The organism is Bowmanella yangjiangensis (assembly GCF_018531185.1).
Taxonomy (GTDB): Bacteria; Pseudomonadota; Gammaproteobacteria; order Enterobacterales; family Alteromonadaceae; genus Bowmanella; species Bowmanella yangjiangensis.
On the sequence record NZ_JAHDJU010000004.1, the window covers coordinates 52,025 to 75,096 of the forward strand.

Annotated in this window: 29 protein-coding genes; 12 read left to right on the forward strand and 17 right to left on the reverse strand. The window is 50.9% G+C overall.

Going from position 1 to position 23,072, the window contains the following annotated elements; translation table 11 throughout:
• Positions 1-9 precede the first annotated feature (9 nt).
• On the reverse strand, positions 10-705 hold the full coding sequence (locus KJY73_RS19770) for a ComF family protein (protein ID WP_214345378.1): 696 nt from the start codon (positions 703-705) through the stop codon (positions 10-12).
• A gap of 29 nt (positions 706-734) precedes the next feature.
• Between KJY73_RS19770 and bioH the strand changes: the two genes are divergently transcribed.
• The 3 genes from bioH to KJY73_RS19785 all read left to right on the forward strand — a co-directional run bounded on the left by bioH (position 735) and on the right by KJY73_RS19785 (position 2,869).
• On the forward strand, positions 735-1,520 hold the full coding sequence (bioH, locus tag KJY73_RS19775; RefSeq protein ID WP_214345379.1) for a pimeloyl-ACP methyl ester esterase BioH: 786 nt from the start codon (positions 735-737) through the stop codon (positions 1,518-1,520).
• A 74-nt stretch (positions 1,521-1,594) separates the two neighbouring features.
• A complete protein-coding gene (locus KJY73_RS19780; protein WP_206592971.1) occupies positions 1,595-1,915 on the forward strand; it encodes a hypothetical protein in 321 nt (106 codons plus the stop codon).
• A 6-nt stretch (positions 1,916-1,921) separates the two neighbouring features.
• On the forward strand, positions 1,922-2,869 hold the full coding sequence (locus KJY73_RS19785) for a putative metalloprotease CJM1_0395 family protein (RefSeq protein ID WP_214345380.1): 948 nt from the start codon (positions 1,922-1,924) through the stop codon (positions 2,867-2,869).
• A 52-nt stretch (positions 2,870-2,921) separates the two neighbouring features.
• Here the strand turns inward: KJY73_RS19785 and KJY73_RS19790 are convergent, their stop codons facing one another.
• From KJY73_RS19790 to fkpA, 3 genes are all read right to left on the reverse strand, one after another.
• A complete protein-coding gene (locus KJY73_RS19790; protein ID WP_214345381.1) occupies positions 2,922-5,237 on the reverse strand; it encodes a Tex family protein in 2,316 nt (771 codons plus the stop codon).
• A 101-nt stretch (positions 5,238-5,338) separates the two neighbouring features.
• Entirely contained in the window at positions 5,339-5,818 is a 480-nt protein-coding gene (gene greB, locus KJY73_RS19795; protein ID WP_214345382.1) for a transcription elongation factor GreB, read from the reverse strand.
• A gap of 423 nt (positions 5,819-6,241) precedes the next feature.
• Complete coding sequence (gene fkpA / locus KJY73_RS19800; protein ID WP_214345383.1) at positions 6,242-6,985, reverse strand: FKBP-type peptidyl-prolyl cis-trans isomerase; 744 nt, start codon at positions 6,983-6,985, stop codon at positions 6,242-6,244.
• Positions 6,986-7,242: 257 nt separating this feature from the next.
• Here fkpA and KJY73_RS19805 point away from each other — a divergent pair, with 257 nt between their 5' ends.
• The 3 genes from KJY73_RS19805 to KJY73_RS19815 are packed head-to-tail and all read left to right on the forward strand — an operon-like array spanning position 7,243 to position 9,401.
• Entirely contained in the window at positions 7,243-8,211 is a 969-nt protein-coding gene (locus KJY73_RS19805) for a WD40 repeat domain-containing protein (protein ID WP_214345384.1), read from the forward strand.
• A 19-nt stretch (positions 8,212-8,230) separates the two neighbouring features.
• On the forward strand, positions 8,231-8,446 hold the full coding sequence (locus KJY73_RS19810; protein WP_214345385.1) for a SlyX family protein: 216 nt from the start codon (positions 8,231-8,233) through the stop codon (positions 8,444-8,446).
• Positions 8,447-8,483: 37 nt separating this feature from the next.
• Positions 8,484-9,401, forward strand: coding sequence for a formate/nitrite transporter family protein (locus tag KJY73_RS19815; RefSeq protein ID WP_206592978.1), 918 nt, complete (start codon positions 8,484-8,486; stop codon positions 9,399-9,401).
• A gap of 14 nt (positions 9,402-9,415) precedes the next feature.
• Here KJY73_RS19815 and KJY73_RS19820 read toward each other — a convergent pair whose 3' ends face one another.
• Positions 9,416-9,619 (reverse strand): YheV family putative zinc ribbon protein, encoded by a 204-nt coding sequence (locus KJY73_RS19820; protein ID WP_206592979.1) that lies wholly within the window; start codon positions 9,617-9,619, stop codon positions 9,416-9,418.
• Positions 9,620-9,711: 92 nt separating this feature from the next.
• Between KJY73_RS19820 and KJY73_RS19825 the strand changes: the two genes are divergently transcribed.
• From KJY73_RS19825 to KJY73_RS19840, 5 genes are all read left to right on the forward strand, one after another.
• The gene (locus KJY73_RS19825) at positions 9,712-11,622 is read left to right on the forward strand and encodes an ATP-binding cassette domain-containing protein (protein ID WP_214345386.1); all 1,911 of its coding nucleotides are present in this window, start codon (positions 9,712-9,714) and stop codon (positions 11,620-11,622) included.
• Positions 11,609-12,097 (forward strand): TIGR02444 family protein, encoded by a 489-nt coding sequence (locus KJY73_RS19830; protein ID WP_214345387.1) that lies wholly within the window; start codon positions 11,609-11,611, stop codon positions 12,095-12,097. Before KJY73_RS19825 ends, KJY73_RS19830 begins: the two co-directional genes overlap by 14 nt.
• A gap of 28 nt (positions 12,098-12,125) precedes the next feature.
• On the forward strand, positions 12,126-12,254 hold the full coding sequence (locus KJY73_RS21965; RefSeq protein ID WP_269813811.1) for a hypothetical protein: 129 nt from the start codon (positions 12,126-12,128) through the stop codon (positions 12,252-12,254).
• 63 nt (positions 12,255-12,317) lie between these two features.
• Complete coding sequence (locus tag KJY73_RS19835; protein ID WP_332874241.1) at positions 12,318-13,322, forward strand: hydrolase; 1,005 nt, start codon at positions 12,318-12,320, stop codon at positions 13,320-13,322.
• Complete coding sequence (locus KJY73_RS19840; RefSeq protein ID WP_214345388.1) at positions 13,319-13,540, forward strand: YheU family protein; 222 nt, start codon at positions 13,319-13,321, stop codon at positions 13,538-13,540. Before KJY73_RS19835 ends, KJY73_RS19840 begins: the two co-directional genes overlap by 4 nt.
• Here KJY73_RS19840 and KJY73_RS19845 read toward each other — a convergent pair.
• Genes KJY73_RS19845 through nudE form a run of 3 tightly spaced genes read right to left on the reverse strand, consistent with a single transcriptional unit; the run spans position 13,537 to position 15,498 of the window.
• A complete protein-coding gene (locus KJY73_RS19845) occupies positions 13,537-14,103 on the reverse strand; it encodes a YceI family protein (protein ID WP_214345389.1) in 567 nt (188 codons plus the stop codon). The two genes, KJY73_RS19840 and KJY73_RS19845, sit on opposite strands and share 4 nt — an antisense overlap.
• Positions 14,090-14,935, reverse strand: coding sequence for a 3'(2'),5'-bisphosphate nucleotidase CysQ (gene cysQ / locus KJY73_RS19850; RefSeq protein WP_214345390.1), 846 nt, complete (start codon positions 14,933-14,935; stop codon positions 14,090-14,092). Before cysQ ends, KJY73_RS19845 begins: the two co-directional genes overlap by 14 nt.
• Positions 14,935-15,498: an ADP compounds hydrolase NudE gene (gene nudE / locus KJY73_RS19855; protein WP_214345391.1), complete on the reverse strand. Its 564-nt coding sequence runs from the start codon at positions 15,496-15,498 to the stop codon at positions 14,935-14,937. The genes cysQ and nudE overlap by 1 nt, the downstream gene beginning before the upstream one ends.
• A 104-nt stretch (positions 15,499-15,602) precedes the next feature.
• On the opposite strand from nudE, the gene yrfG reads away from it, so the two are divergent.
• A complete protein-coding gene (gene yrfG, locus KJY73_RS19860; protein WP_206593193.1) occupies positions 15,603-16,286 on the forward strand; it encodes a GMP/IMP nucleotidase in 684 nt (227 codons plus the stop codon).
• A gap of 30 nt (positions 16,287-16,316) precedes the next feature.
• Here the strand turns inward: yrfG and KJY73_RS19865 are convergent, their stop codons facing one another.
• Genes KJY73_RS19865 through gspF form a run of 9 tightly spaced genes read right to left on the reverse strand, consistent with a single transcriptional unit; the run spans position 16,317 to position 23,047 of the window.
• Positions 16,317-17,060 carry a type II secretion system protein N gene (locus KJY73_RS19865; protein ID WP_214345392.1) on the reverse strand — a complete coding sequence of 248 codons (744 nt, stop codon included), beginning with the start codon at positions 17,058-17,060 and terminating at the stop codon, positions 16,317-16,319.
• A 2-nt stretch (positions 17,061-17,062) separates the two neighbouring features.
• The gene (gene gspM / locus KJY73_RS19870; RefSeq protein ID WP_214345393.1) at positions 17,063-17,542 is read right to left on the reverse strand and encodes a type II secretion system protein GspM; all 480 of its coding nucleotides are present in this window, start codon (positions 17,540-17,542) and stop codon (positions 17,063-17,065) included.
• 1 nt (position 17,543) lies between these two features.
• The gene (gene gspL / locus KJY73_RS19875; RefSeq protein ID WP_214345394.1) at positions 17,544-18,740 is read right to left on the reverse strand and encodes a type II secretion system protein GspL; all 1,197 of its coding nucleotides are present in this window, start codon (positions 18,738-18,740) and stop codon (positions 17,544-17,546) included.
• The gene (gene gspK, locus KJY73_RS19880) at positions 18,737-19,708 is read right to left on the reverse strand and encodes a type II secretion system minor pseudopilin GspK (protein ID WP_214345395.1); all 972 of its coding nucleotides are present in this window, start codon (positions 19,706-19,708) and stop codon (positions 18,737-18,739) included. The genes gspL and gspK overlap by 4 nt, the downstream gene beginning before the upstream one ends.
• Positions 19,695-20,333: a type II secretion system minor pseudopilin GspJ gene (gene gspJ / locus KJY73_RS19885; RefSeq protein ID WP_214345396.1), complete on the reverse strand. Its 639-nt coding sequence runs from the start codon at positions 20,331-20,333 to the stop codon at positions 19,695-19,697. Before gspJ ends, gspK begins: the two co-directional genes overlap by 14 nt.
• Positions 20,333-20,731, reverse strand: a complete 399-nt coding sequence (gene gspI, locus KJY73_RS19890; protein WP_232848792.1) for a type II secretion system minor pseudopilin GspI — start codon at positions 20,729-20,731, stop codon at positions 20,333-20,335. The genes gspJ and gspI overlap by 1 nt, the downstream gene beginning before the upstream one ends.
• Positions 20,728-21,348 (reverse strand): type II secretion system minor pseudopilin GspH, encoded by a 621-nt coding sequence (gene gspH, locus KJY73_RS19895; RefSeq protein ID WP_214345397.1) that lies wholly within the window; start codon positions 21,346-21,348, stop codon positions 20,728-20,730. The genes gspI and gspH overlap by 4 nt, the downstream gene beginning before the upstream one ends.
• A gap of 38 nt (positions 21,349-21,386) precedes the next feature.
• Positions 21,387-21,827 carry a type II secretion system major pseudopilin GspG gene (gene gspG, locus KJY73_RS19900; protein ID WP_206592992.1) on the reverse strand — a complete coding sequence of 147 codons (441 nt, stop codon included), beginning with the start codon at positions 21,825-21,827 and terminating at the stop codon, positions 21,387-21,389.
• Positions 21,827-23,047 carry a type II secretion system inner membrane protein GspF gene (gene gspF / locus KJY73_RS19905; RefSeq protein ID WP_214345398.1) on the reverse strand — a complete coding sequence of 407 codons (1,221 nt, stop codon included), beginning with the start codon at positions 23,045-23,047 and terminating at the stop codon, positions 21,827-21,829. The genes gspG and gspF overlap by 1 nt, the downstream gene beginning before the upstream one ends.
• Positions 23,048-23,072 lie beyond the last annotated feature (25 nt).

Here is a 23,072-nt window from a genome sequence, read left to right on the forward strand (position 1 = left end):
CAGTAGTCGTTAGTTACTCGTGCCTGGCGACAGGCTAATGGCAATAGCCCAGACTTCAATATGTAAGCTGGGCTTTGCTTTTTTAAGGGCTTTGCTAAGGCTGTTAACCGTACTTCCTGTCGCGATGATGTCATCAAGTATGGCGACATGTTGATAGGCCGGTGGTGATGATAGCCTGAAGGCGTCACGCAGATTTTTGCGTCGTTGTGCACCGCTAAGTTGAGTTTGCGCTTGGGTCGCTTTGCTCCGTTGGCAGAGCTGGTCGTCTAAGGCAATGCCGGAAAGGGCTGACAGGTGCTTTGCAATTTCCATTGTCTGATTGTATTTGCGTTTTGCATAGCGCTTATAATGCAGTGGCATCGGCAGTATTGCCTCAGGACGCTTGCCATTATGAGTGAGTGCAATTCGATAAAACTGCTCCGCTAGCGCCTTGGCACATAGGGTGCGCTGATTGAACTTCAGTGCGGTAAGCAATTTATCCCATGGCCAGCAATATTCAGTGCTGACTAATAAGCTGTCGTAGGCTACCTGTTGTAATCCACTTTTGATTTTAGGCCAGTTAAGCAAGTTATAGTCGCATTGGGATAAGGCCAACACCGGCAGATCTGTCTGACAATAGTGGCAGATTAACGCGTCTGCTGGTTGTTGACAGAGCAGACAACTTTGCGGGATCTTGAATCCTATTGTTTTTAGCATTCCTGCCATTAGACTGGCCTCCTTTTCACAAAGAGTAGATGATTTTGGTGTTGATCTCCGACTCCGTAGGCACTGGTTCAAAAGTCTTACTGTTACATGGCTGGGGACTGAACAGTGAAGTGTGGCAGCCGCTTGTCGAGCGTTTACAGGATAGATTTCAGTTTGTACTGCTGGACTTACCAGGATTTGGCCACAACCAGCAACTTGTTCCTGATAGCTATGATCTGGATTCATTGACAACGCTGATTGCGGAACAGCTCAAAGAGCCAATGATTGTAATGGGGTGGTCGTTAGGTGGACTGGTTGCCCAGCAACTGGCGCTGCAGTTCCCTAAGCTGGTGCGCGCTCTGATCTGTGTAACCAGCACGCCGAAGTTCCTTGCCACCGAACAGTGGCCAGGTATTAAAGCCGATGTGCTAAGAGCTTTTGCAACGCAGTTGCGCTCGGATCCACAAAAAACGATAGAACGTTTTTTGGCTATTCAGGCGCTTGGTAGCGAGAGAGCCAAGGCGGACATACAAAATCTAAAGATGCTGCTGGCAAACCGGCCCACACCCTCCAAGCTTGCACTGGCAAAGGGATTAGCCATCTTGGAACAGGCTGATTTATGTGAACAGATTGGTTCTATTCGTTGCCCAACGTTGAGAATCTACGGTCGCAACGATAGTTTAGTGCCCAAGTCGACACTTGAGCAGGTGGAATTGTTGCAACCCTCGGCTTCGTCCATGCTATTTCCAGGTGCTTCGCATGCCCCCTTTATCTCCCATGCGGATGAATTTGCAGATGCAGTCAGTGAATATTTGGGCAAGTGCCTGATAGCTTGAAGCAAAATTAACCTAAGACTTCTATTTTTGCCTAAATTGGTTAATAATTAGGCATGAGGTAATAGGGGTAGTTTATGTCGGTGAATTTCGATAGCAATATCAATTCGGCCATATTGTCGGGTACGCTCGGTTTGCAGCGTGCATCTGACGGTATTACCCAGCATTCTATCAGCTTGGCACAACAGCAAGCTCAGCTGCGCGATCCTAAAGAAGTCTTGGCCGATGCTGCGGTGCAGCAGATTGGCTTGAGCAGCAAGCTGCTACCATCGGGGGGGGATAACCTCACTAATGATTTAGTTGGGCTGACCTTGAATCTGCGCAACGCTCAGGCTAGTGGCAAGGTATTGGACGTGGCCAAAGATACCATTGGCCGATTAATCGATGAGTTGGCCTGATTTATTATGAATATTGTCGCACCGGCTCTCACCGCCATTCCTTTGAATACCGCTAATCTGAATACAGAGGCGGCGCGCCGTGACAATGTTGCCCGGGAAACTGTACCTCAACTCACAAATACCGAGAATTCCGCCGCGCAATCTGGTTTAGGTTCAGAATCTGATCGGGTGAAAACCCCGGGGCAAGCGCCTCAGCCAGTTACTTACGAGAAACCACAAGTCGGTCAGCAAACACCGCTGCAAGGCGAGGGGCGCCAGGATAAAGACAACTCTGAAGATCCCAGTGCTGGTAAGCAAGATAGTAAAGGCGAGCAGCAAAGCGCTTCTGAGCAGAAGAAGGTTGAAGAGCTCAAACAGCGTGATCAGGAAGTTCGTGCCCATGAGCAGGCCCATGCCGCGGTTGGCGGGCAACATGCTGGCGCACCAAGTTATGAGTTTGAAACCGGACCGGATGGCAGACGTTATGCGGTAGGTGGTGAAGTCAGTATTGATATTTCCGAAGGTAAGTCGGCGGAAGAGACTCTGCGCAAAATGCAGCAGGTGCGGGCAGCTGCCTTAGCCCCGGCGGAGCCTTCTCCCCAAGATTTAAGAGTGGCGGCGGAAGCACAGCAACGCGCTTCTGAAGCCAGACAGGATATTGCCCGGGAGACAGCAAGGAGCGCCGAGCAGGCCTTGCAGGCAGTAGCGACAGATAAATCCGAACAGCAGAATAATGCAGGTTCAGTCCCTGAGCTTAGCGATATTGTTGATGGCGGCGGCGTGACGCCTCCGCGTCGTACATTGCAGCAGGATGATCCGGTGGCTGAAGCGGTAGGACTGGAGTCCAGCAGTACCGAGTTTAGGAATGCGCAGGCTAGTTTGGATGTGGAAATCAGCGCCCGCAGTCTGCGTATAGAAAGTTTTTATCAGCAGGTCTCGCAGCCCAAAGCCTATTCGCTGCAACAAAGTGCTTGAGATTAGAAATTTGGATAAAACAACGCCCCTTAATGGGGCGTTGTTGTTTCTATCAGGGCTTTTTCGCTTTGGCGAATGCTTCTGCCAAGGCATTACCCATTGCACTATTAGCAGGTTGGGCCTGGCGCTGCGGCTTAGCCTGTGCAACTCGCTGACCTTGAGGTTTGGCGCTTCTGTCCGGCTTAGCTTGTGCTTGCTTGGACGAAGGTTCGTCGTTCAGCCGCATGCTGAAGGATATGCGATTACGTGCTACATCCACTTCCATCACTTTAACTTTGACGATATCACCGGCCTTTACCACTTCACGAGGGTCAGAGATAAACTTATCTGTCATGGCGGAGATATGTACCAGGCCATCCTGATGCACACCCACATCCACAAAGGCACCAAAGTTGGCCACATTGCTGACCACACCTTCCAGGATCATGCCCGGCTTCAGGTCGCTAACCTGTTCGATGCCGTCCTTAAAAGTGGCAGTTTTAAACTCAGGACGCGGATCCCGGCCAGGCTTGTCTAATTCAGCTAAGATATCGGTGATGGTCGGAATACCAAAAGTTTGATTGGCAAAATCTTGTGGCTTTAGCGACTTAAGCAGGTCTTTATTACCTATCAGTGAAGCGATATCGGTTCCCGCACTCTGGCTGATATGTTTAACCAGCTCATATGCTTCCGGGTGCACAGCAGAGGCGTCCAATGGATTGCTACCACCCATCACGCGCAAAAAGCCCGCAGCTTGTTCAAATGCTTTGGGACCGAGCCTTTCTACCTTAAGCAGTTGTTTACGGTCAGCAAAGGCGCCGTGTTGATCCCGGTAACTGACAATATTTTGCGCCAAAGTCCGGTTTAAACCCGATACATAGCTAAGTAATGCAGGAGATGCCATATTGAGATCGACGCCAACGGCGTTAACGCAATCCTCTACCACGGTATCCAGAGACTTACCCAGCTGACTTTGGGAAACATCATGCTGATATTGTCCAACCCCTATGGCTTTGGGCTCGATTTTGACTAATTCAGCCAGGGGATCCTGTAAACGTCTGGCAATAGAAACGGCCCCACGAATAGAAACATCCAGATCAGGTAGTTCGTTAGAGGCCAGTTCAGATGCTGAATAAACAGATGCGCCAGCCTCGCTGACCACAATCTTATTGATCTTCAGGTCAGGCAAGGCTTTGACGACTTCGCTGGCTAGCTTATCTGTCTCACGCGAAGCCGTGCCGTTACCAATACTGATGAGCTGCACTTTGTGTTGCTGACACATCAGCGCCAGGGTGCGAACTGATTTGTCCCACTGATTTTGCGGGGCATGTGGGTAGATAGTGTTAGTGGCGACCACCTTACCGGTAGCATCTACCACTGCTACTTTGACACCGGTTCGCAAACCTGGATCAAGGCCCATAGTGACTTTGGCACCAGCTGGAGCCGCCATCAGTAGATCCTGCAGATTTTTTGCGAATACGCTGATGGCTTCCAGTTCTGCTTTTTCACGCAGGCTGCCAAACAATTCATTTTCCATGTGTAGCAGGATTTTTACCCGCCATGTCCATTGCACCACAGACTGCAGCCACTTGTCGGCCGCGCGTCCATTGTCGCGAATATCCAGATGCTGGGCGATGATGGATTCGCATTGGGAGCTGCGGTCGCCTTCTTCATTGGCCGGGTCTGCATTCATGGAAACTTGCAGCAAGCCTTCATTGCGGCCACGGAACATTGCCAACGCCCGGTGTGAAGGGGTCTTGCTGAGCTGTTCGCTATGTGCAAAGTAATCCGCATACTTAGCTGCTTCTTTTTCCTTGCCAGCTACCACTTTGCTTTGAATATGGGCTTCTCTGGTCAGGTGTAAACGAATTTTCTGCAAAAGCGCCGCATCTTCAGCAAAGCGCTCCATCAAAATATAACGGGCCCCTTCCAAAGCGGCTTTGGTATCTGCAACGTCGGCATTTAGATACTGTGTAGCCAGAGCTTCTGGGTCCTGATTGGGATCCGCAAACAAACTTTCAGCAAGGGGCTCCAGACCCGCCTCGATGGCAATTTGTCCTTTCGTACGTCGCTTGGGTTTATAAGGCAGATACAGGTCTTCCAGCTCGGTTTTATTGTCGGCTGCGAGTATCTTAGCTTGCAGTTCTGGAGTGAGTTTGTCCTGTTCACCAATAGATTTAAGAATCACCTGGCGACGGTCTTCTAAGTCTCGCAAGTAACCTAAACGTTGCTCTAGGGTACGCAACTGCGCGTCATCCAGCCCGTTTGTGGCTTCTTTACGATAACGGGCAATAAAGGGAACAGTGGCTCCGTCGTCAAGCAGGGTAACAGCGGCTTGGACTTGTTGAGGAGAGACGGAGAGTTCAGAGGCAATTTTTTCTATGATCATGGGGTGCCTTGGTGGCTGATGATAATGTTAAACAGGGCCTTTATAAGGGCTATGCTGGCAAAATTCCAGCCCGATGCCGGTAATTACTGACAAAAACCTTGTCAGTCCTGACCTGGATAGTGAATTTCCACAACAAACCATTGTTTGCGGCCTGTAGGGGTTTGTACCCAAACTTCGTCGTCCACTTCCTTTTTTAGCAGCGCACGGGCCATCGGTGAGTCGATGGAAATATAGTCTTTACGAGCGTAGATTTCATCCGGACCGACAATACGGAACTTGAGGGTCTCACCTTGTTCGTTTTCTACTTCAACCCAGGCACCAAAAAACACTTTGCCTTTTTGTTGTGGCGAATAATCCACCACCTTAATAATTTCCAGGCGCTTGCGCAGATACCTGACGCGTCGGTCAATTTCCCTTAACAACTTTTTGTTGTACTGGTAGTCGGCATTCTCGCTGCGATCTCCCAGACTGGCCGCCCAGGCCACTTTCTTGGTCACCTCAGGGCGTTTCTCGCGCCACAGATGATCTAGCTCCTGTTTTAGGTTGTCGAATCCTTCTCGGGTTATAAGATCTGTTTTCATAGGTAATTGAACCTGCATGGTTGAATGCCCGATATAGCCATATCTTCGAATGCTAGGAATTGTTCTATAACATTGTGCATTGCATCCGCGTGTTGTTATGACAAAAACGTTTCAAAAGGTCGGCGCAATTTGGCCTATTTCTTCTACACTAAAAGTTAGGTAACGGCAGGGGAATAGCGATTGTAGCTGCCCATACTGCTTGAGTTACCTGCCATGCATGTAGCCTATGCTACCGGGTGAAATGCCTAACAATCTTGTCATTGAAACTGAGCTGGGTAGCAAACAACGCGGAAAGAACGTAACCGGTGCAAGCCGGCCCATGTCACCCGTATAACGGGTATTGCGATGAGGGACCCAAGGTTCAGCAAGGAAATAGCTGATTAAGACAAGAAATGCCGGGTACGATTGTACCCGGCTTTTTCTTTATTGGGCTTCGCCTTCACCTTCGATACCCAGTAACTCTACCTCAAATACCAGGGTTGAGTTGGGCGTAATCGCACCGGTGGAACGCTTACCGTAAGCCAGTTCGGATGGGATGAAGAACTTGAACTTTGAACCCACTTTCATCAATTGAACACCTTCGGTCCAACCAGAAATAACGCGATTAAGCGGGAATACTGCGGGTTCACCACGTTTGTAGGAAGAATCGAACTCAGTGCCGTCTAACAGATTGCCCTGATAGTGCACACGAACGGTATCTTCTGCTTTGGGTGACGCGCCTTCGCCTTGAGTCAGCACTTCGTACTGAAGGCCTGACTCAGTCACAGTTACGCCTTCACGCTTAGCATTCTCGGCCAGAAAGGCTTTACCCGTTTCAATATTGCTGGCCGCCATTTCTTCTTGCTTGGCTTGTTGTTTTTCATTAACCAGCGCATCCAGTGCAGTCAGAACCGTTTGGATTTGCTGCTGCTCAAGCTTGGAGTCACCACCTAAGGCATCTTTAAAGCCTTGAATAACCAGCTCGCGGTCCAGCATGATGCTGACATCTTCCTGCATGTCCAGTTTTTGGCCGATGAACTGACCAACGGATACACCCAGTCCGTATGCTTGCTGCTGCTCTTGGCTTTCGAGCTTAACCTCTTGTGCGGTAGGCTGGGTTTGCTCTTGCTGACAGGCTGTCAGGGTTAAGGCCGACAATACGAGGGCGGCAATAGCGGTCTTTTTCATCAACTTCTCCAGTGAGTTTGTTATTTAATATCGCTCTGGTAGGTTTACTGATATCAGCAACCCCAGGTGCTTATGTTTGGAGCACCGTGGCGAATGTCCGAACTTTGAGGCGCAAGGAACCGGAAAGTTTCCTATTCGGCGAAAAGACATGGAATTTGCAGTCAGGATCTTTGCGCTCTCCCTGCTGCTATGGACAGTCAACGGGACAATGGGCTTATACTAAACCCTTAGTGGTAAAAGCGAAACCTAAGGATGTCATGCTTCAGAAAGTGTTTTTGTTACTACTGATAACAGTAACGTCAGCGTGCAGCATACCCGGTAGCACCCCAGATGCCGTTTACGAACATGCACCAGGAGGGGCATTGGCTGCGGCTATCTCGGTAGATAGCAGCCTAGCAGTGGTGTCTTCAGTGGAAAACGGCATTGCCGTATGGGACATGCATACACAAAAGCAGCGTTATCAGTGGCGTCATCAGGGCGAGGGCAACAACTTGGTGGCCAGCACTAGGATTGCTTTCGACAATAGCTATGTGGTGACTTCTGACCGCGACGCTTTTGCCCTGTGGAGTCTGAGCACCGGTGAACCAGAAGGATTCTGGCGCATAGACGAGTCGTCAATTCGGGATATTGCTGTGTCCAATCAGGGGCGGGGTATCCTGGTTGGGCGGGGCAACGGCAAGGTGATGTTTTTTGAACCGCAAAGCGGGCGACGATTGGAGTTCTTAGGTCATCAGGAAAAAATTAATAGTGTCGATCTGTCACCCAATGGCTTTTATGCGCTTACGGGGGGCAGTGATTTTATGGCGTATCTTTGGGATACCCGCAGTGGACAAGTGGTATACAGCTTCACTCACCCGAGCCGGGTAACTAAGGTGGCACTGGATTTCCAAGGACGCTATGCCTTTACGGCCGACAGTAAAAACAACGCGCGAATCTGGGATTTGCGCACAGGACAGCAGATCAGCAAATTGCATTATTTGCAGCGCCAGAAAATTTTTTCAGCTGCCAAATTCTCAGAAGATGGTAAGTACTTGCTAACAGGATCGCCTTCCAGAGGTTTGAGTTTGTGGGATGTGAAAAGTGGCGATGAAGTGAGCAGTTGGATGGTTACACCCAGACGGGGCAGCCAACCACAAAGCGCAGTAGTGTATGATGTGGCCTTTATGCCGGGGCGTCAGATCATGTCTCACAGTAGCAGTGGTCTGACGGAAATCTGGTCTTATTGATTTAGCTGAGGGTAGCCAGATGCAAAATGAAATATTGCAGTCTATAGAAGACCTGCAAACCAAGGTGGCGTTTCAGGACGACACCATAGAGAAGTTAAACCAAGCCCTGGCGGATCAGCAGAAGCAGCTGGATGCACTGCAGTTTCAAATGAAGCATGTGATAGACAGGCTCAGGCAGCAACAGGTATCAAACATTGCCAGTGAGTCGGAAGAAACGCCGCCCCCTCACTACTAAGTAAGGAAAATTGCGAAGGTAACCGCAGGAGCACACAATGCAGGAAAACAAACAGCTGGTATCAAGTCGTGGAGAACCCTTGGGGCGTGATCAGGACACCGGACGCAGTAAGGAACGGCGCCAGGAAAACAGCGAGTTTGTTTCTGTTATTGTTAAGCGCACCGACGAGACCTTCCGCCATCCGGACGATATTCTGGAAAAGGCGATAGGAGAGGGGTTAGAGCAGATCTCAAGGCCCACATTGTCTTTACTGTTATCGGCGGTCGCGGCAGGGATGATCTTGTGTTTTACCGTGCTGGCTGTTGCTGTCATGGCAACCTTAATGACAGAGGGTGAACATCCTTTCAGTCGGGTCATTCTGGCGGCCAGTTATCCGCTCGGTTTTGTGCTTTGTATCCTCAGTCGCACCCAGCTTTTTACCGAACATACCGCGACAGCGGTTTACCCTGTGTTAGACGGCAAAGCTAAGATAAATCGCCTGTTTCGTTTATGGGGCATTGTGATTTTAGGGAATTTGCTGGGAGGTTTATTTTCCACTGGCCTATTAATGGCTGCTGAACCCGTTATTCACGCCAGTGAGGGCTACTTAGTGCTGGCTCGTCATTTATTGGCCTATCCGGTCCAGACCCTATTTGTCAGCGCCATATTGGCCGGTTGGCTAATGGCCTTGGGGGCCTGGATTGTATTGTCTACCTATTCCACCCTGAGTCAGATTGTCAGCATTTACATTGTGACTTTTCTGATTGGGCTGGGCGGTTTCCATCATTCAATTGCAGGCTCCATTGAGCTATTTGTCGGCTATTTCTCGTCTGACAGCATTGGCTTCTGGCAACTGCCACCCGTTATTTTGACCGCTCTGGCGGGTAATCTGGTCGGAGGTAGCGTGTTCGTCGCTATGCTCAATTATGGCCATATCCGCCATTCGCAGCGGGCAGATAATAAAGCCAAGAAGTAATCAGCCCTGATTGTTTAGGGCTTAAATACGCCGATAACAGACTCATTACTGCGGGTGGCTGCGCTAACTTTGTCATCCGGCTGGCTTTGTTTATGCCCACACTGCACGCATTCCACGTGTTCCAGATTGTTCTGCATATACAGCATTAGGGTATCCACGGCCTTACACTGTGGACAAGTCGCGCCGGCGATAAAGCGTTTGCGGGTTTTTTCTGACATCGGATTAGCCCTGGACTGTTGGAGATGGATACCATTTCCCTGAATGGGGCGGGTATAATATCGCGGTTTATTTCACAGTTGTAGCCGAGCCCATGATTCAAATTACCAACCTTAGCCTGATGCGTGGCAGCAAAGAACTGCTGCAGGACGCCAACGCCACTATTTATCCAGGCCATAAGGTTGGGTTAGTAGGTGCCAATGGCTGCGGCAAGTCGAGTTTATTTGCCCTGTTCAAAGGCCAGTTACAGCCCGATCAGGGGGAGTGCGACCTTCCCCGGCAATGGCAAATTGCCTCGGTTGCTCAGGAAACGCCGGCCACAGATCGCAGTGCACTGGACTACGTGATTGATGGCGATCACCGGCTTCGCGCGATTCAGGCGCAATTGGCCGAGGCCGAGCATGCCCATGATGGTGAGCGTATTGCAGCGCTGCATTTGCAACTGGAGCAGGCGGGTGGGTATCAGGTGGAGTCCAAGGCGGCCATTATTCTCGCCGGTTTAGGCTTTTCTCAGCAGCAGATCAGTCTGCCGGTCAGGACCTTTTCCGGTGGCTGGCGCATGCGTCTCAATCTGGCGCAAGCGCTGCTGTGTCATTCCGACTTGCTGTTGCTGGATGAACCCACTAACCACCTGGATTTGGACGCGGTAATCTGGCTTGAGCGATTTCTGCAACGCTACCCTGGTACCCTTATCCTGATATCCCACGATAAGGCGTTTTTGGACGCGGTGGTGGAAGAAATAATCCATGTAGAACAGCAAACCCTGAATTTCTATAAAGGTAACTACAGTGCCTTTGAGGGGCTTAGAGCCGAGAAATTGCGCCAACAAGACTTGCAGTTCCAAAAGCAACAAGCGCAACGGGCGCACTTACAGTCTTTTATTGACCGTTTTAAAGCTAAGGCCAGCAAAGCCAAACAGGCACAAAGCCGGGTTAAGCAACTGGAAAAAATGGAACAGTTGGCACCAGCCCATTACCAAAGCGGCTTCTCTTTCGAATTTATGCCGCCACCCAAGCTACCCAATCCCTTGGTCAGTATGGACCAGGTGCAGGTGGGCTATGGCGATAAGATTATTCTGCAGAAGCTGCAACTCAATTTGGTGCCGGGCAGCCGGATTGGCTTACTGGGTCGTAACGGTGCCGGTAAGTCCACCTTGATCAAACTTTTGGCCGAAGAGAATAAGCCGATACAAGGGCAATATGTTACCTCCGCCGGTTTGCAAATTGGTTACTTTGCCCAGCATCAGTTGGAGTATCTGGATCCTGAAGCATCGGCGCTTACCCACGTGCAGCGGCTGGACAGGCTGGCTACCGAGCAGTCCCTGCGAGATTTTCTGGGCGGCTTTGGCTTTCGCGGCGACGAAGCCCTGAGCCCGGTAGCCCCTATGTCTGGTGGCGAGAAGGCGCGTCTGGTTTTGGCGTTGCTGGTTTACCAGAAGCCCAACCTGTTGTTGCTTGATGAACCTACCAACCACCTAGACCTGGACATGCGCCATGCCTTGAATATGGCGATTCAGGCCTTTGAAGGGGCTCTGGTATTGGTTTCCCACGACCGCTTCCTGCTGACCTCGGTATGTGATGAGTTTTATCTGGTCGACAGTGGCCAGGTGCAGCCTTTCTCCGGCGATTTAGATGACTACAAAAACTGGCTGAGCAGTACCGATCCAACCAAGACCGAGCAAGCCAAACCTCAGGAACCTAAGGTTGACCGTAAAGCGGTAAAGCGCCTGGAAGCCGAATTTCGTCAGCGTACACAGCCGCTGCGCAAAGCCATTGATGCGCAGGAGAAACGCATGGATAAGCTTAATAGCAGCCTGGCAGACATCGAAAACCAGATGTTGGATACGTCCTTATACGAAGATCAGCATAAAGCCAAACTTAAAACCTTGCTGGAGCAACAGGTAACAGTCAAACAAGAGCTTGAAGAACTGGAGCTGAGCTGGCTGGATAATCAGGAACAATTGGAAGGCATGCAACAAGAGTTTGAAGCCAGTGTGGCAGACTGAAGACTTCTGGCAGTTTAGCCTGGCCGTTTATAAAGAGGCAGAGCACCCGTGTCTGCAATTGCAGGACCGCTATGCCATGAATGTCAATCTGGTACTGCTATGCCTGTTTTTGCAGCACCGTGGTTTTGCTTTGTCAGACAAGAATCTCCAGGCGTTGGTCAGCAGTTTGGCTGATACAGAGTGTTTGCTGCAGCCCCTTAGAACCCTGCGCAGACAAACTAAAGCCTTTGACCTTGTAGCTTACCAGCATTTACTTAGTGGAGAACTGGCACTGGAAAAGCGCCAGCAAGCAGACTTGATTGCCTGCCTGAATACGCAAACATTGGCACAAGCTGACGGTAATAATCTTTACTTGTATGCGCTGTCATTGAACCCGGCTATGCCGCATCAACTAAAGACAATACTGAGCACACTGCAAACCGAGACAAAGTTTGACCAGGGTCAAAATGACAACAAGTTTCAGGATTTAAGCTAGTAGCCGAATAAAACGCTAGGAGGCTATCATGCTGGAACTCATTTTTAACGACCCCGTTGCCTGGGGATCATTGCTCGGGCTGGGCGTGGTGTTGGCTATCTGTTTTTACTACGTGTATTTGTTCATTCGTAACAGCGTAGACGGCAAGCCTCACTGATAAGCCTTGTCTTCGTCGCGGCTCTAGTGTCAAATCCCGTTGATTGACAAACGGAGCAGTAGAGTGAGCGGCACAGACTTTGGCCATATTGTAGAAAGCACGTTCAGGCCACCATGGTGGGCCAGAAGTCCCCATGTACAGACGATCTGGCCGAGGTTGCTGCAGAAACGCCGGGCTATCCAATTGCACTGGGAATCGTTGGAACTACCCGACGGTGACTTTGTCGAGCTGGCGTGGACACCGGAGCCCGAACGGCCTAAAGGTATAGTGGCTTGTTTCCATGGCTTGGAAGGGTCAGCTCGCTCTCATTACGCCAATGATATGCTGGCCGTTATGCACAGCCAAGGCTGGCGTGGTGTGATGATGCATTTTCGTGGTTGCGGTAATCATCCTAATCGCACAACCCGCGCCTACCATTCTGGTGACACCCAGGACGCGACCTTCTTTCTCGACACTCTGGCCAGTCGTTTTCCACATGTCCCCAAGGTCGGTATGGGCTTTTCCCTTGGCGCAAACATGTTATTGAAATTGCTGGGAGAGAAGATCAATCAGTCCTGGTTGAATGCGGCGGTTGCCATCTCGCCCCCTTTTCGTCTGGCTAATTGTGCACAAAGCATCAATCAGGGCTTTTCCAGACTCTATCAACGTTATCTGCTGGGCAGCATGTGTAAACGATTGCTGGAGAAAATGAACCGACTGGATTTCTCTGCGCTGTCACTGAGTGAGGAAAAAGTCAGAGGCTTTCAAAGCTTTCGCGATTTCGACCAACATGTGACTGCACCATTGCACGGGTTTGCGAATGCCGATGACTATTATCAGAAATGCAGCGCAGTTTCTTACCTGAATAAAATTTCAACGCCCACATTAGTGCTACATTCAGTGGACGATCCCTTTATGAACCCTGAGGTGGTGCCGCAAGCCCATGAGTTATCCCCCTTTGTGCGATTAGAATTAAGCCAGCAAGGTGGACACGTTGGGTTTATGCAAGGTACGCCTTGGCGGCCGGTTATCTGGACACATGAACGGGTGGTAAACTTTGTTCGCCCTTACTTAGAGGGCCAGGCATGATTATCCCTATTGATCAGCTCGAAGCGCAGACCTTGCATAATATTATCGAGGCGTTTGTGTTGCGGGAAGGAACGGATTACGGCAGTGAAGAAATATCGCTGGCGGAAAAAATCCAGCAAGTGCATCAACAACTGAAGTCAGGTGACGCACTGCTGGTGTATTCTGAACTGCATGAGTCGGTCAATATCGTCCCGGCTGCGCAGTTCAGTGCCGACTAGTTGGCGACGCTGAAAATGACGTTGAAGGTGACAGGAACGGTTTGATCAATACTGGCCAGGCCGGCCAGTTCCTGTAATTTCTTCACGCCATCCGTCAAACCAAACTGAACGGTATTCAGCAAAATTGGTTGAGTTGTGGTGGCCAAAAGCTGCTCGTTTGCCAAGCGAGTAACTTGCAAAGGAATCGACAGAATCTGCGACTTGGTGTTGAGCTCCAGCTGACCCTTGATCTCAAGAGCCATGGATTCGCCTACATCCAAATCCATCACGGTTTTAGGCACTTGCGCTGTCAGGGTCGCATTGGGAAAAAGCTTGAACATATGCTCGCGCATGCGCTCGTTACGAATGGGGATATTGGTCTCAACGGAGTTCAGCTCAATGTTGATATTCAGGCTACCGTCTTCGGCCAGCGTACCGGTGAATGCCGTGAAATGATGAGTTTCGGTAACCAGATTATTCTTGGTTGACAGGAAACTCAGGCTGGACGCGCTTTGATCCAGTTGCCAATCGGCCAGGGCGGCATGTGAACAGAGCAGCAGGGCTGCCAGGCTAAGACTTTTCATGATTTTCCTCTTGTTGATATTTTACGACTTCCTGCCAGTCGACACTGGGGTCTCCCAGCACCACAAAATCCGGGTTAGTCAGGCTGTTGCGTTTATTGTATGTGAGCGGCTCAAAGTTAGCCGCCAAAATTTTCCCACCGGCTTCAGTGACAATACACTGTGACGCGCCTGTATCCCATTCACCCGTGACACCAATGCGCAAGAACACATCGGCCTTACCTTCGGCGATAAAGCAGGCCTTAAGAGAACAGCTACCCAGCGGTAGGGCTTGGTAGGTGCGGCTGTTGCTTAGCCGTGACATCACCTTTTCCCGGGACTGCCTGCGGCTGATGGCAAGGACTACCACACCGTGCGCAGGATCATCCAGTTTGCGCACGCTAATACGCTTGTCTTCCTTGGGGGTTTCTTTAAACGCGCCATTGCCTTTGCTGGCGTAGTACATCGAGTCACCGGCAGGCCAGTAGATTACCCCGACTATGGGTTGGTTGTTCTCTACCAAGGCAATATTAACGGCAAAGTCACCACTACGAGCGACGAATTCCTGGGTACCATCTATGGGGTCAATCAGCCAGTACCTTGTCCAATGCTGTCGAGACTGCAAGTCACCGTTGTTTTGCTCTTCGGACATGATAGGGATGTCAGGGGTGTGCCGGGCCAGCGCGGCCTGAATAATGTCATTGGCCAGATAATCGGCGCTGGTTACCGGCGACTCGTCAGCCTTGCTGTAGTGCTGATAGTCACCGCTATCATAAATTTTTAAAATCTCACGACCAGCTTCTCGGGCCGCTTGTTTGGCTATTGCCAGGTATTGGCTAGTGTCCCCGTTTGGCATTACCTGTTCCTTAGCCACCTCTCTGTTAACAACAAGGCGGCAATACTGCGGGCTTCGGTGAAATCTTCGCGATCAAGTAAGCGATCCAGCTCTCGTATCGACCAGGGAACAACTTCCAAAGGTTCTGGTTCGTCGCCTTCCAGGCGTTTAGGGTATAAGTCTTGGGCAATCAGAATATCCATGCTGGCATTAAAAAAGGCCGGTGCCATACTGACGTTATGCAACTTGTGCAGTGTTTTGGCGCCGTAACCTATTTCTTCCATCAGTTCGCGATTGCCAGCTTGTAAGCTGTCTTCTCCAGGGTCGATCAGACCCTTGGGAAAGCCCAACTGGTAAGAATGTGTTCCCGCTGCATATTCTCTTACCAACAACAAAGTTTCGGCATCTAGAAAGGGCACCAGCATCACAGCGCCGCGTCCCGAGCCTTTCATACGCTCGAACTCACGCCGTGCACCGTTGGAAAACTCCAGATCCAGCTTTTCGATATGGAAGAGGCGGCTGCTTGCCACCAACTGCACCTCATGAATTTGAGGCAGGGCTTTGTCCGACGTGACTTTACTCATCTACCTGTCGCGTTAGAATAACTCGCCCTAACTATAACCCAATAAATGGCGGATAAAACAGCGGATTGCCGTGTAAATGCTAATTTGTTGCGATAACGGAGTGACTGGCTATGTTGCCTTGGAAGCAAATTGATACTGTATTGCTGGATATGGACGGCACACTGCTGGACCTGCATTTTGATAATCACTTCTGGCTGGAGTTGATTCCGGCCAAGTTGGCCGAGCGTGACGGAGTCAGCCTGGAGGCTGCCAAAGCCCGTATGCAAAAGGATTACGATGCAGTAACCGGCACTATTGCCTGGTACTGCCTGGACTACTGGGCTGAGCGTTTGCAGATGGATATTGTCAGTGCCAAGCGTGAAGTGCAGCACCTGATCAGTCTGCGCGATGACACTATTCCTTTTTTAGACGCCTTGCATCAAAGCGGCAGGCAGGTAGTGTTGGTGACCAACGCCCACCCCGGCAGTTTGTCACTAAAGGTGGAACGCACCCAGCTTGATCAACACATTGACCTGTTGATATCTACTCATGAATTTGGTGTGACCAAAGAATCCCAATCCTTATGGCAGCAATTGCAGGCACGCTTGGGCTTTGATCCCGCTCGTACTTTATTTGTGGATGACAGCCTGGTTATCCTGGAAGCCGCCCGCCAGTTTGGCATCGGTCATTTATTGGCGGTTAGCAATCCCGATTCTAAAAAACCGGTGCGGGATATTGACGAGTTTCCTGCCGTACAGGATTACCGCTATCTGCTTGAAGATATTCTGGCCAATCCTGTCTCAGTGTGAATGGGGGCGCAAGACAAGCGCCCCATTTATTTAGAAGCGAATTTGGTAGAAGCCCTGATTGTCCGGTTTACCGAAGAGCCGGGCAGCCTGGTGTACTTCGTCAGGTAAGTCAGCGGACGGTTTAAAGCGACCTTCTACTTTTACTTTGAAGTTTGCCGGTATTTTTGCCTGCGCGCTTAAACCAAAACTGTTGGGTTCTTTAATATCCAGCAGCAGAATTTGCTGCTGGCACCCCAACTCGGCGTCAAAGTTGCCCAATGGAATAAAGCCTTTGGTACCTGAAACCTGGGCATTCAGCCACTGCCCCTGGCCTTTTACGGCCTGACAACCGGCTTGCTGGTACGCCAGCTCATCCAGTCTGATCTTAAAGCGGCCACTGGCCTTAACCGGCAATGGCAGCGGTAGCTGGGCAATGATCAGGTCGGTAGGCAGATACAGGTCCAATCCATCACTGGCAATCTGGTCGCTGCTCAAACGAATATGCCCGTTGAGTGCAATCTGTTCTGCATCACGGTTGTTTCCGGCATCCAGCTGCAGGGAGAGTTTTCCAGTCAGTAAAGCCCAGGGATTGAGTTGCCAGGCAGCATTGTGAACAGGAATACCCTGATACATCACTAGGGCGGCCTTGCCATTCCAGATGCTGCCTTGCAGGCCTTGTATCTGCATTTGCTTGGGTAATGGCAAACGCGGAATAACCTGCGCGGCTGGCAGACTAACAATCAGCATTAACAGATATGCACAAAGCGCCAGTGCAATAATTTTAACGGGCTTCATGCTTATCCTTTACTTAACTGCAAGCGGCGAATGCGGATCTGACCCGGCTTGGCGGTTTCGGCAAAATCCGCATCCTGAATAACTATGCCCATTTGTTCCAGGCTTTGCAGCCAGGCCACCACTTGGTTGAATGGCGCTTCATCTACCCACACCTGTAGCTCATCACCTTGCGGCTGCATACGGGCGATGCTGATACTCAAGCGGCTGGCCGTTTGGTTGACCGCCTGGGGCAGGGAGCCGTTAAACTTAGCCCCCTGGCTGGCACTGCCCTTTAGCTGTTGCACGCGATTGGCATTCTTTTGTACCCAGCTAAGCAGCTCCTGCTGGCTGGCGACTGCGGCTTGATTACGCGCGATGGACTGATTCAGCGGCGACCAGACCAATAAATAAAACAACAAAATGGCCGTGACCAGCGCGGCTACTATTACCAGACGCTGCTCGCGCTCCGACAGGGCATTAAATCTTTCCAGCAATTGCTTCACCTTAGCTCCTCACCGACAGTGAACCGACCACTTTACTGTCGGTATTGTTGATAGCCCCTTGTTCAACGGTAAAACCCTGACCTTCTGCCAGGCGCCGGAACTGCTCAAGTGCTTCAAAATTGTCGGCCATGGCCTGCATACGTAATTCTGCTCGCTTACCATCAAATTTGAGCGTTTGCGGCAACACTTTGCTTTGTGCGAATGCGGGGCTTAGCTGTGACAGCATCACCAGCATGGAGGCACCGCCTCCGCCTTGCTGCAGCTCGTTGAGCTTCTGATTCATTTGCGAGCGGACATTAACGATGCGTTTTACTTCGGGAAAGGCACGTTTGAATTCTGCCTCTATCTGCGCATCAAGCTGCTCTCGCTGACTGGCCAGTTGGCTGGCCTGAATCCCTTTATCAATCAAGCTGGTGGACAGGGCAATACCGGCCAAAATAGCGGCCAGACGCCACTTTTGCCATTGCCCCTGCTGCTGGCGCTTGGGTTTAAATTCACCCTGTAACAGGTTCATCTGACTGGCCAGCGCCCCCTGTGCCAGCACTTTCATGGGCATTTCCAGCGGCTCAGCTTGTTGTAACAGGTTGGGTGAGTCTGGCAGCGTCAGGGACGAATAGTTGGCAATGGACAGTGGCTCACTTAACTGTTTGGCGTGATGCAGCAGCGCATCCAGCATCCAACTGGTTTCGCCTTGCAGGCCTTTCCACTGATCTTGGCGAATCAGTAACTGTTCGCCAATTTGCAGCAATGACCAGCCATTTTCCTGCACAGGTAGGGCCAGCACATCCGGTAGCAGCTTATGACAGCTGAGTCCGGCCTGTTGTAAGGTTGATAACCACTGTTGCAGGCTGTCGCGATTGACCACAGCGACTGCTTGTTGGTTGCCCTGGCGTGGGCCCATGGCAAAAAACTGGCTATCGATATCACTGCACAGTTCATCTTCCAGCATATAGGGAATGGCGGTCAGGGCTTTACGACTGGCCTTGGCCGGCATGGTTACCCAATGCAGCAGTACGTCGCTGGCTGGCACTAACACCGTCACGGGCCTGGACCCGGCACGGTCTTTCAGGCTGGTTAACTGTTCAGCATCAGAAAATTCGCCGGAGGCGATAATATCCTGTTCGGCATTAGACCAAACCAGCCATTGCACGGGCTCCTGAGGCGTTGCCCCCAGCCTGACGATCAGCTGTTCTGTCATTGAAATCCTCCAAATTGCCGACGTATTACGCTGGCCTCATTGCTGTTACCAATCTTAAGCAGAGAAGACATGGTGAAACTGGCGTTATTGTAGCGGCTTCGGGTCTGTAAAAGAAAATACCCTGTGCTGACATTGAACCAGGCCTTTTGTTCATCTTCCATATTCAGATTGGTGATCTCCGGCAAATTCAAAAAATCCTCAATACGTTCAAAGCCTGTGGGTTTGCGCGAGGAGATAATGCCTTTGGCGTCTTGTAGACTGATATTGTTGCCTAATAGCGCATGTAGCAAAGGGGCTTTTGATTCATCCAGGGTGTTAACGTTAACTTTGAGTTCCATTGAACCAGGAATAACGCACAACATGGGCAGTACTTTATTCAGCCACTTGGGGTTAGCGCCGTTGACCATGCGTAATTCACTAATGTCACTCATCAGGCCATTAGCCGGTAAGTAGGGAGGCTGCATGGCTTCATAATCACTGTCTTCGGCGCCAAAAGGGCTGAGATTATCGTCTTCATCCAGCCAATCCAGCACAGAATCGCTGAAAACATCCACGTCATAAGAGGGGATATCAAACTCTTCCGATTGCAGCAGGCGTTTAAATGCCTCAGCTAAGGGGCGCTTGTTGTTGCTGCTTTGTAGCGCGTTAACGTTGAAGCAGCTTTGCATATCGGACAATTTGGCTTCAATGCTACCGCCTTCCAGCGGAAACTGAATGTCGCTCGCGGCCCAGGGTTGGTTAAGGTTTATCACGCCATTAGCATTTTGCATCTGTTCGCTAATGGCTTTGATAGCGTATTGCTCAGCCCCCATGGCATTCCAATAAGCTTGATTGCTGTCTTTGATATTGCCGGCTCGTTTGGCCTGTAGCTGCAAGCGTGAACCCATTTGTGTGGCCAGTACGCTAACCAGTGCCACTATCATCAGCACCAGCACTAACGCCACGCCCTGCTGTTTAAATTGGGGCATTTGGGTTAACCCCCTCTGATGCAAGCAAGAACTCTCTGCGAATCAGGCCAAAGTCCAGGCTGTCAATTTCTACGGCTATGGCTCTGGGCAGCACCGAACCTATGTAATCATCCTGCCAGTCCAGATTGCGGCTATTGTTATCGTTACTGTTAACCAGAAACTGCACGCGAAAGTCCTGTACATCCTCGAGCAGCACCACCACTTTGGGCTCTGCACCTATAACATTGTCGGGACGTAGCGTGTACAAGCGCTGCAACTGACCTTCCTGTAATCGGTAACCTACCGCCTGTAAGGTACTCCTGGGTAACATCAACAGCGGGTTTTGCCAGCCGGTACGGACGAACGCCAGGCCGTCGGCTTCACTTTGTATCTGGTCGCGCCCACCACTGATCACTTTGCCGCTACTGTCTCCCTCAATTCGCACCGCTCTGGGAACCGCTTGTAAAATATCGCGCTCCATATACAGCATGGCGCGCTGCAGGGCTTCCAGTTTGGCAATACGCTGTTTGGACAAACTGTTAGAGTCGGTAGTCGTCGTTAGTACTGAATAGGACGCCAGGCCGATCATGGTAAAAATGGCCATGGCGATAAGGATTTCCAGTAAGGTGAAGCCTCTGAATGCCATTAATTTACCCTCTCGGGCTTGGTGAAATAGGTGCTGACCGAGGTAATGGCTTGAGAGGCCTGCTCGTCGAGTCGCACTTCTACTTCTATCTGACGCAGTTGCTTGTCAGCGGTTTCTTTAACGATTTGCTTCCAATACCAAGTGCGGTGGGCCATTTCCACATGACCGCGCTGGTTGTTTTGGGGGGGCCAGCGACCTTCCAGATGCACTTGGGTCAGACGGTTATTGGCAACCCAGGTGGCCAACGTGACTTCCTCTATCATGCCGATGTTGTGCAGGTGTTCGCCAGCGGCTTTCATGATGGCGGTACCTGCCATCGCGAAGATCAGCAAAGCTGCCATGACTTCCAAAAGTGTCATGCCGGAAACATAAAAAGGGCGGGCGCAGGTCTTGGTCATGGATTATCCAGCGCGTCGCTAACTCGCAGTGGTGGCATATCCATGGCGTCTACCTTGAAGGCCACGGGCTGTTCATTGCCAAAGGTCGGCTCAAACTGGAAAGTCAGACTAAAAGGGGTGATTTCACCGCTGGAAAGCAGCAAAACTTGTGGTGGCGGCAGCTTTTCTTCTTCCTCGCCGATTTCCACCCCATCTTCACTTACCGATAAGGTTTCGTCGAACAGCTGCTGGTCAAACAAACTTTCTTCATCCTGCCAAGGCAGGTTATCCAGTTCCAGCGCCAGACTGACATTCTCGTCCAGCTCGCGTTGCTCGAATATCTTGTCCTGCTCAATGCGTTGCCACTGCTGTTCATCATCAAGACGTACAAAATAGTAGCGGTCTTCCTCTATACGCAGCCCCAGCTCTTGTTGATTTAGCACGGCGAAATCAGAGGCCATATTGACCACAACAGCAAAACGCCGGGCTTGCTCTTCCAGTTGTTGCTCCGCGCTTTTACCCAATGCCGTAAAGGTTACCGTGCTGACAATCAGGCCCATCAGCAGCAACACCAGCATAACTTCGAGCAAAGTAAAACCCTGCATAAAGCGTGATGAGTGTGGGTGCGGGCCTGGCATCAATGCGTCCAATAGGCGGTGGGGCTGACCCGCCGCGATTAATTCAGGAAGTCGTTTAAGTTCCAGTTACCAATATCGTCATCAGTACCTGGCTGCATATCGGGTCCGGCACTGAAGACATCAAAGGTGCCCATTTCACCTGGGCTCAGCAGGTAATAGTCGTTACCCCAGGGATCCTGCGGTAAGCGATTGATAAAACCTTCAGCCGGAAAGTTGCGCGGAATAGGCTCGATAGTCGGTGCGCTGACCAGGGCTTCCAGTCCTTGCTCTGTGGTAGGTAGCAGATTGGTGCGTACTTTGTACATCTGAATGGCACTTTCCAACTGCTGAATATCAATGGCAGCTTTCTTCAGCTGCGCACTTTCCTGGTTACCCAGAATAGCCGGGGCAACCAAGGCCGCCATCATGCCTATTATCAGCAATACCACCATAACTTCGATAAGGCTGAAGCCGGACTGTCTGCGAGTGAGAGTTTTCATTACAAGTTCACCATATTATTTAGGGCCAAAATGGGTTGCAAAATGGCCATGACAATAAACATTACAATAGCGGCCATGCTGACGATCAGCAGGGGCTCAAAGACTTTAAGAGCAACACTAACCTGGGCTTCAAATTCTCTGTCCTGATTGTCAGCTGCCCGTCCCAGCATTTGTTGCAACTCGCCACTGCGTTCTCCCGAAGCAATCATGTGCATCATCATCGGTGGGAACATGCGGGTTTTTTCCAGCGCCGCACGCAGACTGGAACCTTCTTTTACCCGTTCTGCTGCATCGGCGATTTGGTTGCGAATATGCAGATTTTCCAGCACGCCACCGGCAATTCGCATACTTTCAAGCAAAGGCACGGCACTGGAGGTAAGAATACTCAGCGTGCGGGCAAAACGGGCAGTGTTGAGCCCGCGGGATACTTTACCCAGTACCGGCAGACGCAATATCAGTTGATGGTAACGCAGCTTGAGGGCAGGCTGTTGCAGTAGGCGCTGGGCGAGTATCGCCAGCAGCAGAATTACCACCCCGGCAATCAATACATAGTCACGCAGCCAGTCACTGATACCTATCATAATCTTGGTAATAGTCGGCAGGTCTTGGCCCATGCTGTCAAACTGGCCGACAATTTTTGGCACCACTTGGGTTAGCAGCGCGATCACCACCAACATGGCAATCACCAGCATCAGGCTTGGGTAGATCAGTGCCTGAACAACTTGACTGCGAGTTTGATTGCGTTTTTCTGTGTAGTCCGCCAAACGATTCAGTACGGTATCCAGATGGCCGGATTTTTCTCCCGCTGCCACCATGGCACGGTATAGTTGGTCGAACACCTGCGGGTATTCTGACATGGCGTCTGCCAGGCTATGGCCTTCCACTACCTTGCTGCGTACCGCCATCATCATATTTTTATGACGGGGCTTTTCGCATTGCTCGGCAACGGCCTGCAAGGCTTCTTCAATGGGCAGCGCAGACTCAACCAGCGTGGCAATCTGGCGGGTCAGCAAAGCCAGATCGGCGGCTGATATACCCTGGCGGAACAGCGTGACTTTGCCGCCTTTTGCCTGAGTGCGTTCTGATACCTGTTCCACTTCAATGGGAATCAGCTGCTGTTCTCGAAGCTGGGCACGCACCTGGCGGGCATTATCTGCCTCCATCACGCCGGATTTGTTACGTCCACCCTGGTCCAGGGCCTTATAAGCAAAGGCGCCCATTAACGCAGCCTGCTATTCAAATGGA

What these genes read in the sequence shown, in the direction of transcription:
- KJY73_RS19770 (WP_214345378.1), bottom strand. Translation starts at nt 705, where the DNA reads ATGGCAGGAATGCTAAAAACAATAGGATTCAAGATCCCGCAAAGTTGT.
- bioH (WP_214345379.1), top strand. Translation starts at nt 735, where the DNA reads ATGATTTTGGTGTTGATCTCCGACTCCGTAGGCACTGGTTCAAAAGTC.
- KJY73_RS19780 (WP_206592971.1), top strand. Translation starts at nt 1,595, where the DNA reads ATGTCGGTGAATTTCGATAGCAATATCAATTCGGCCATATTGTCGGGT.
- KJY73_RS19785 (WP_214345380.1), top strand. Translation starts at nt 1,922, where the DNA reads ATGAATATTGTCGCACCGGCTCTCACCGCCATTCCTTTGAATACCGCT.
- KJY73_RS19790 (WP_214345381.1), bottom strand. Translation starts at nt 5,237, where the DNA reads ATGATCATAGAAAAAATTGCCTCTGAACTCTCCGTCTCTCCTCAACAA.
- greB (WP_214345382.1), bottom strand. Translation starts at nt 5,818, where the DNA reads ATGAAAACAGATCTTATAACCCGAGAAGGATTCGACAACCTAAAACAG.
- fkpA (WP_214345383.1), bottom strand. Translation starts at nt 6,985, where the DNA reads ATGAAAAAGACCGCTATTGCCGCCCTCGTATTGTCGGCCTTAACCCTG.
- KJY73_RS19805 (WP_214345384.1), top strand. Translation starts at nt 7,243, where the DNA reads ATGCTTCAGAAAGTGTTTTTGTTACTACTGATAACAGTAACGTCAGCG.
- KJY73_RS19810 (WP_214345385.1), top strand. Translation starts at nt 8,231, where the DNA reads ATGCAAAATGAAATATTGCAGTCTATAGAAGACCTGCAAACCAAGGTG.
- KJY73_RS19815 (WP_206592978.1), top strand. Translation starts at nt 8,484, where the DNA reads ATGCAGGAAAACAAACAGCTGGTATCAAGTCGTGGAGAACCCTTGGGG.
- KJY73_RS19820 (WP_206592979.1), bottom strand. Translation starts at nt 9,619, where the DNA reads ATGTCAGAAAAAACCCGCAAACGCTTTATCGCCGGCGCGACTTGTCCA.
- KJY73_RS19825 (WP_214345386.1), top strand. Translation starts at nt 9,712, where the DNA reads ATGATTCAAATTACCAACCTTAGCCTGATGCGTGGCAGCAAAGAACTG.
- KJY73_RS21965 (WP_269813811.1), top strand. Translation starts at nt 12,126, where the DNA reads ATGCTGGAACTCATTTTTAACGACCCCGTTGCCTGGGGATCATTGCTC.
- KJY73_RS19840 (WP_214345388.1), top strand. Translation starts at nt 13,319, where the DNA reads ATGATTATCCCTATTGATCAGCTCGAAGCGCAGACCTTGCATAATATT.
- KJY73_RS19845 (WP_214345389.1), bottom strand. Translation starts at nt 14,103, where the DNA reads ATGAAAAGTCTTAGCCTGGCAGCCCTGCTGCTCTGTTCACATGCCGCC.
- cysQ (WP_214345390.1), bottom strand. Translation starts at nt 14,935, where the DNA reads ATGCCAAACGGGGACACTAGCCAATACCTGGCAATAGCCAAACAAGCG.
- nudE (WP_214345391.1), bottom strand. Translation starts at nt 15,498, where the DNA reads ATGAGTAAAGTCACGTCGGACAAAGCCCTGCCTCAAATTCATGAGGTG.
- KJY73_RS19865 (WP_214345392.1), bottom strand. Translation starts at nt 17,060, where the DNA reads ATGAAGCCCGTTAAAATTATTGCACTGGCGCTTTGTGCATATCTGTTA.
- gspL (WP_214345394.1), bottom strand. Translation starts at nt 18,740, where the DNA reads ATGACAGAACAGCTGATCGTCAGGCTGGGGGCAACGCCTCAGGAGCCC.
- gspK (WP_214345395.1), bottom strand. Translation starts at nt 19,708, where the DNA reads ATGCCCCAATTTAAACAGCAGGGCGTGGCGTTAGTGCTGGTGCTGATG.
- gspJ (WP_214345396.1), bottom strand. Translation starts at nt 20,333, where the DNA reads ATGGCATTCAGAGGCTTCACCTTACTGGAAATCCTTATCGCCATGGCC.
- gspI (WP_232848792.1), bottom strand. Translation starts at nt 20,731, where the DNA reads ATGACCAAGACCTGCGCCCGCCCTTTTTATGTTTCCGGCATGACACTT.
- gspH (WP_214345397.1), bottom strand. Translation starts at nt 21,348, where the DNA reads ATGCCAGGCCCGCACCCACACTCATCACGCTTTATGCAGGGTTTTACT.
- gspG (WP_206592992.1), bottom strand. Translation starts at nt 21,827, where the DNA reads ATGAAAACTCTCACTCGCAGACAGTCCGGCTTCAGCCTTATCGAAGTT.
- gspF (WP_214345398.1), bottom strand. Translation starts at nt 23,047, where the DNA reads ATGGGCGCCTTTGCTTATAAGGCCCTGGACCAGGGTGGACGTAACAAA.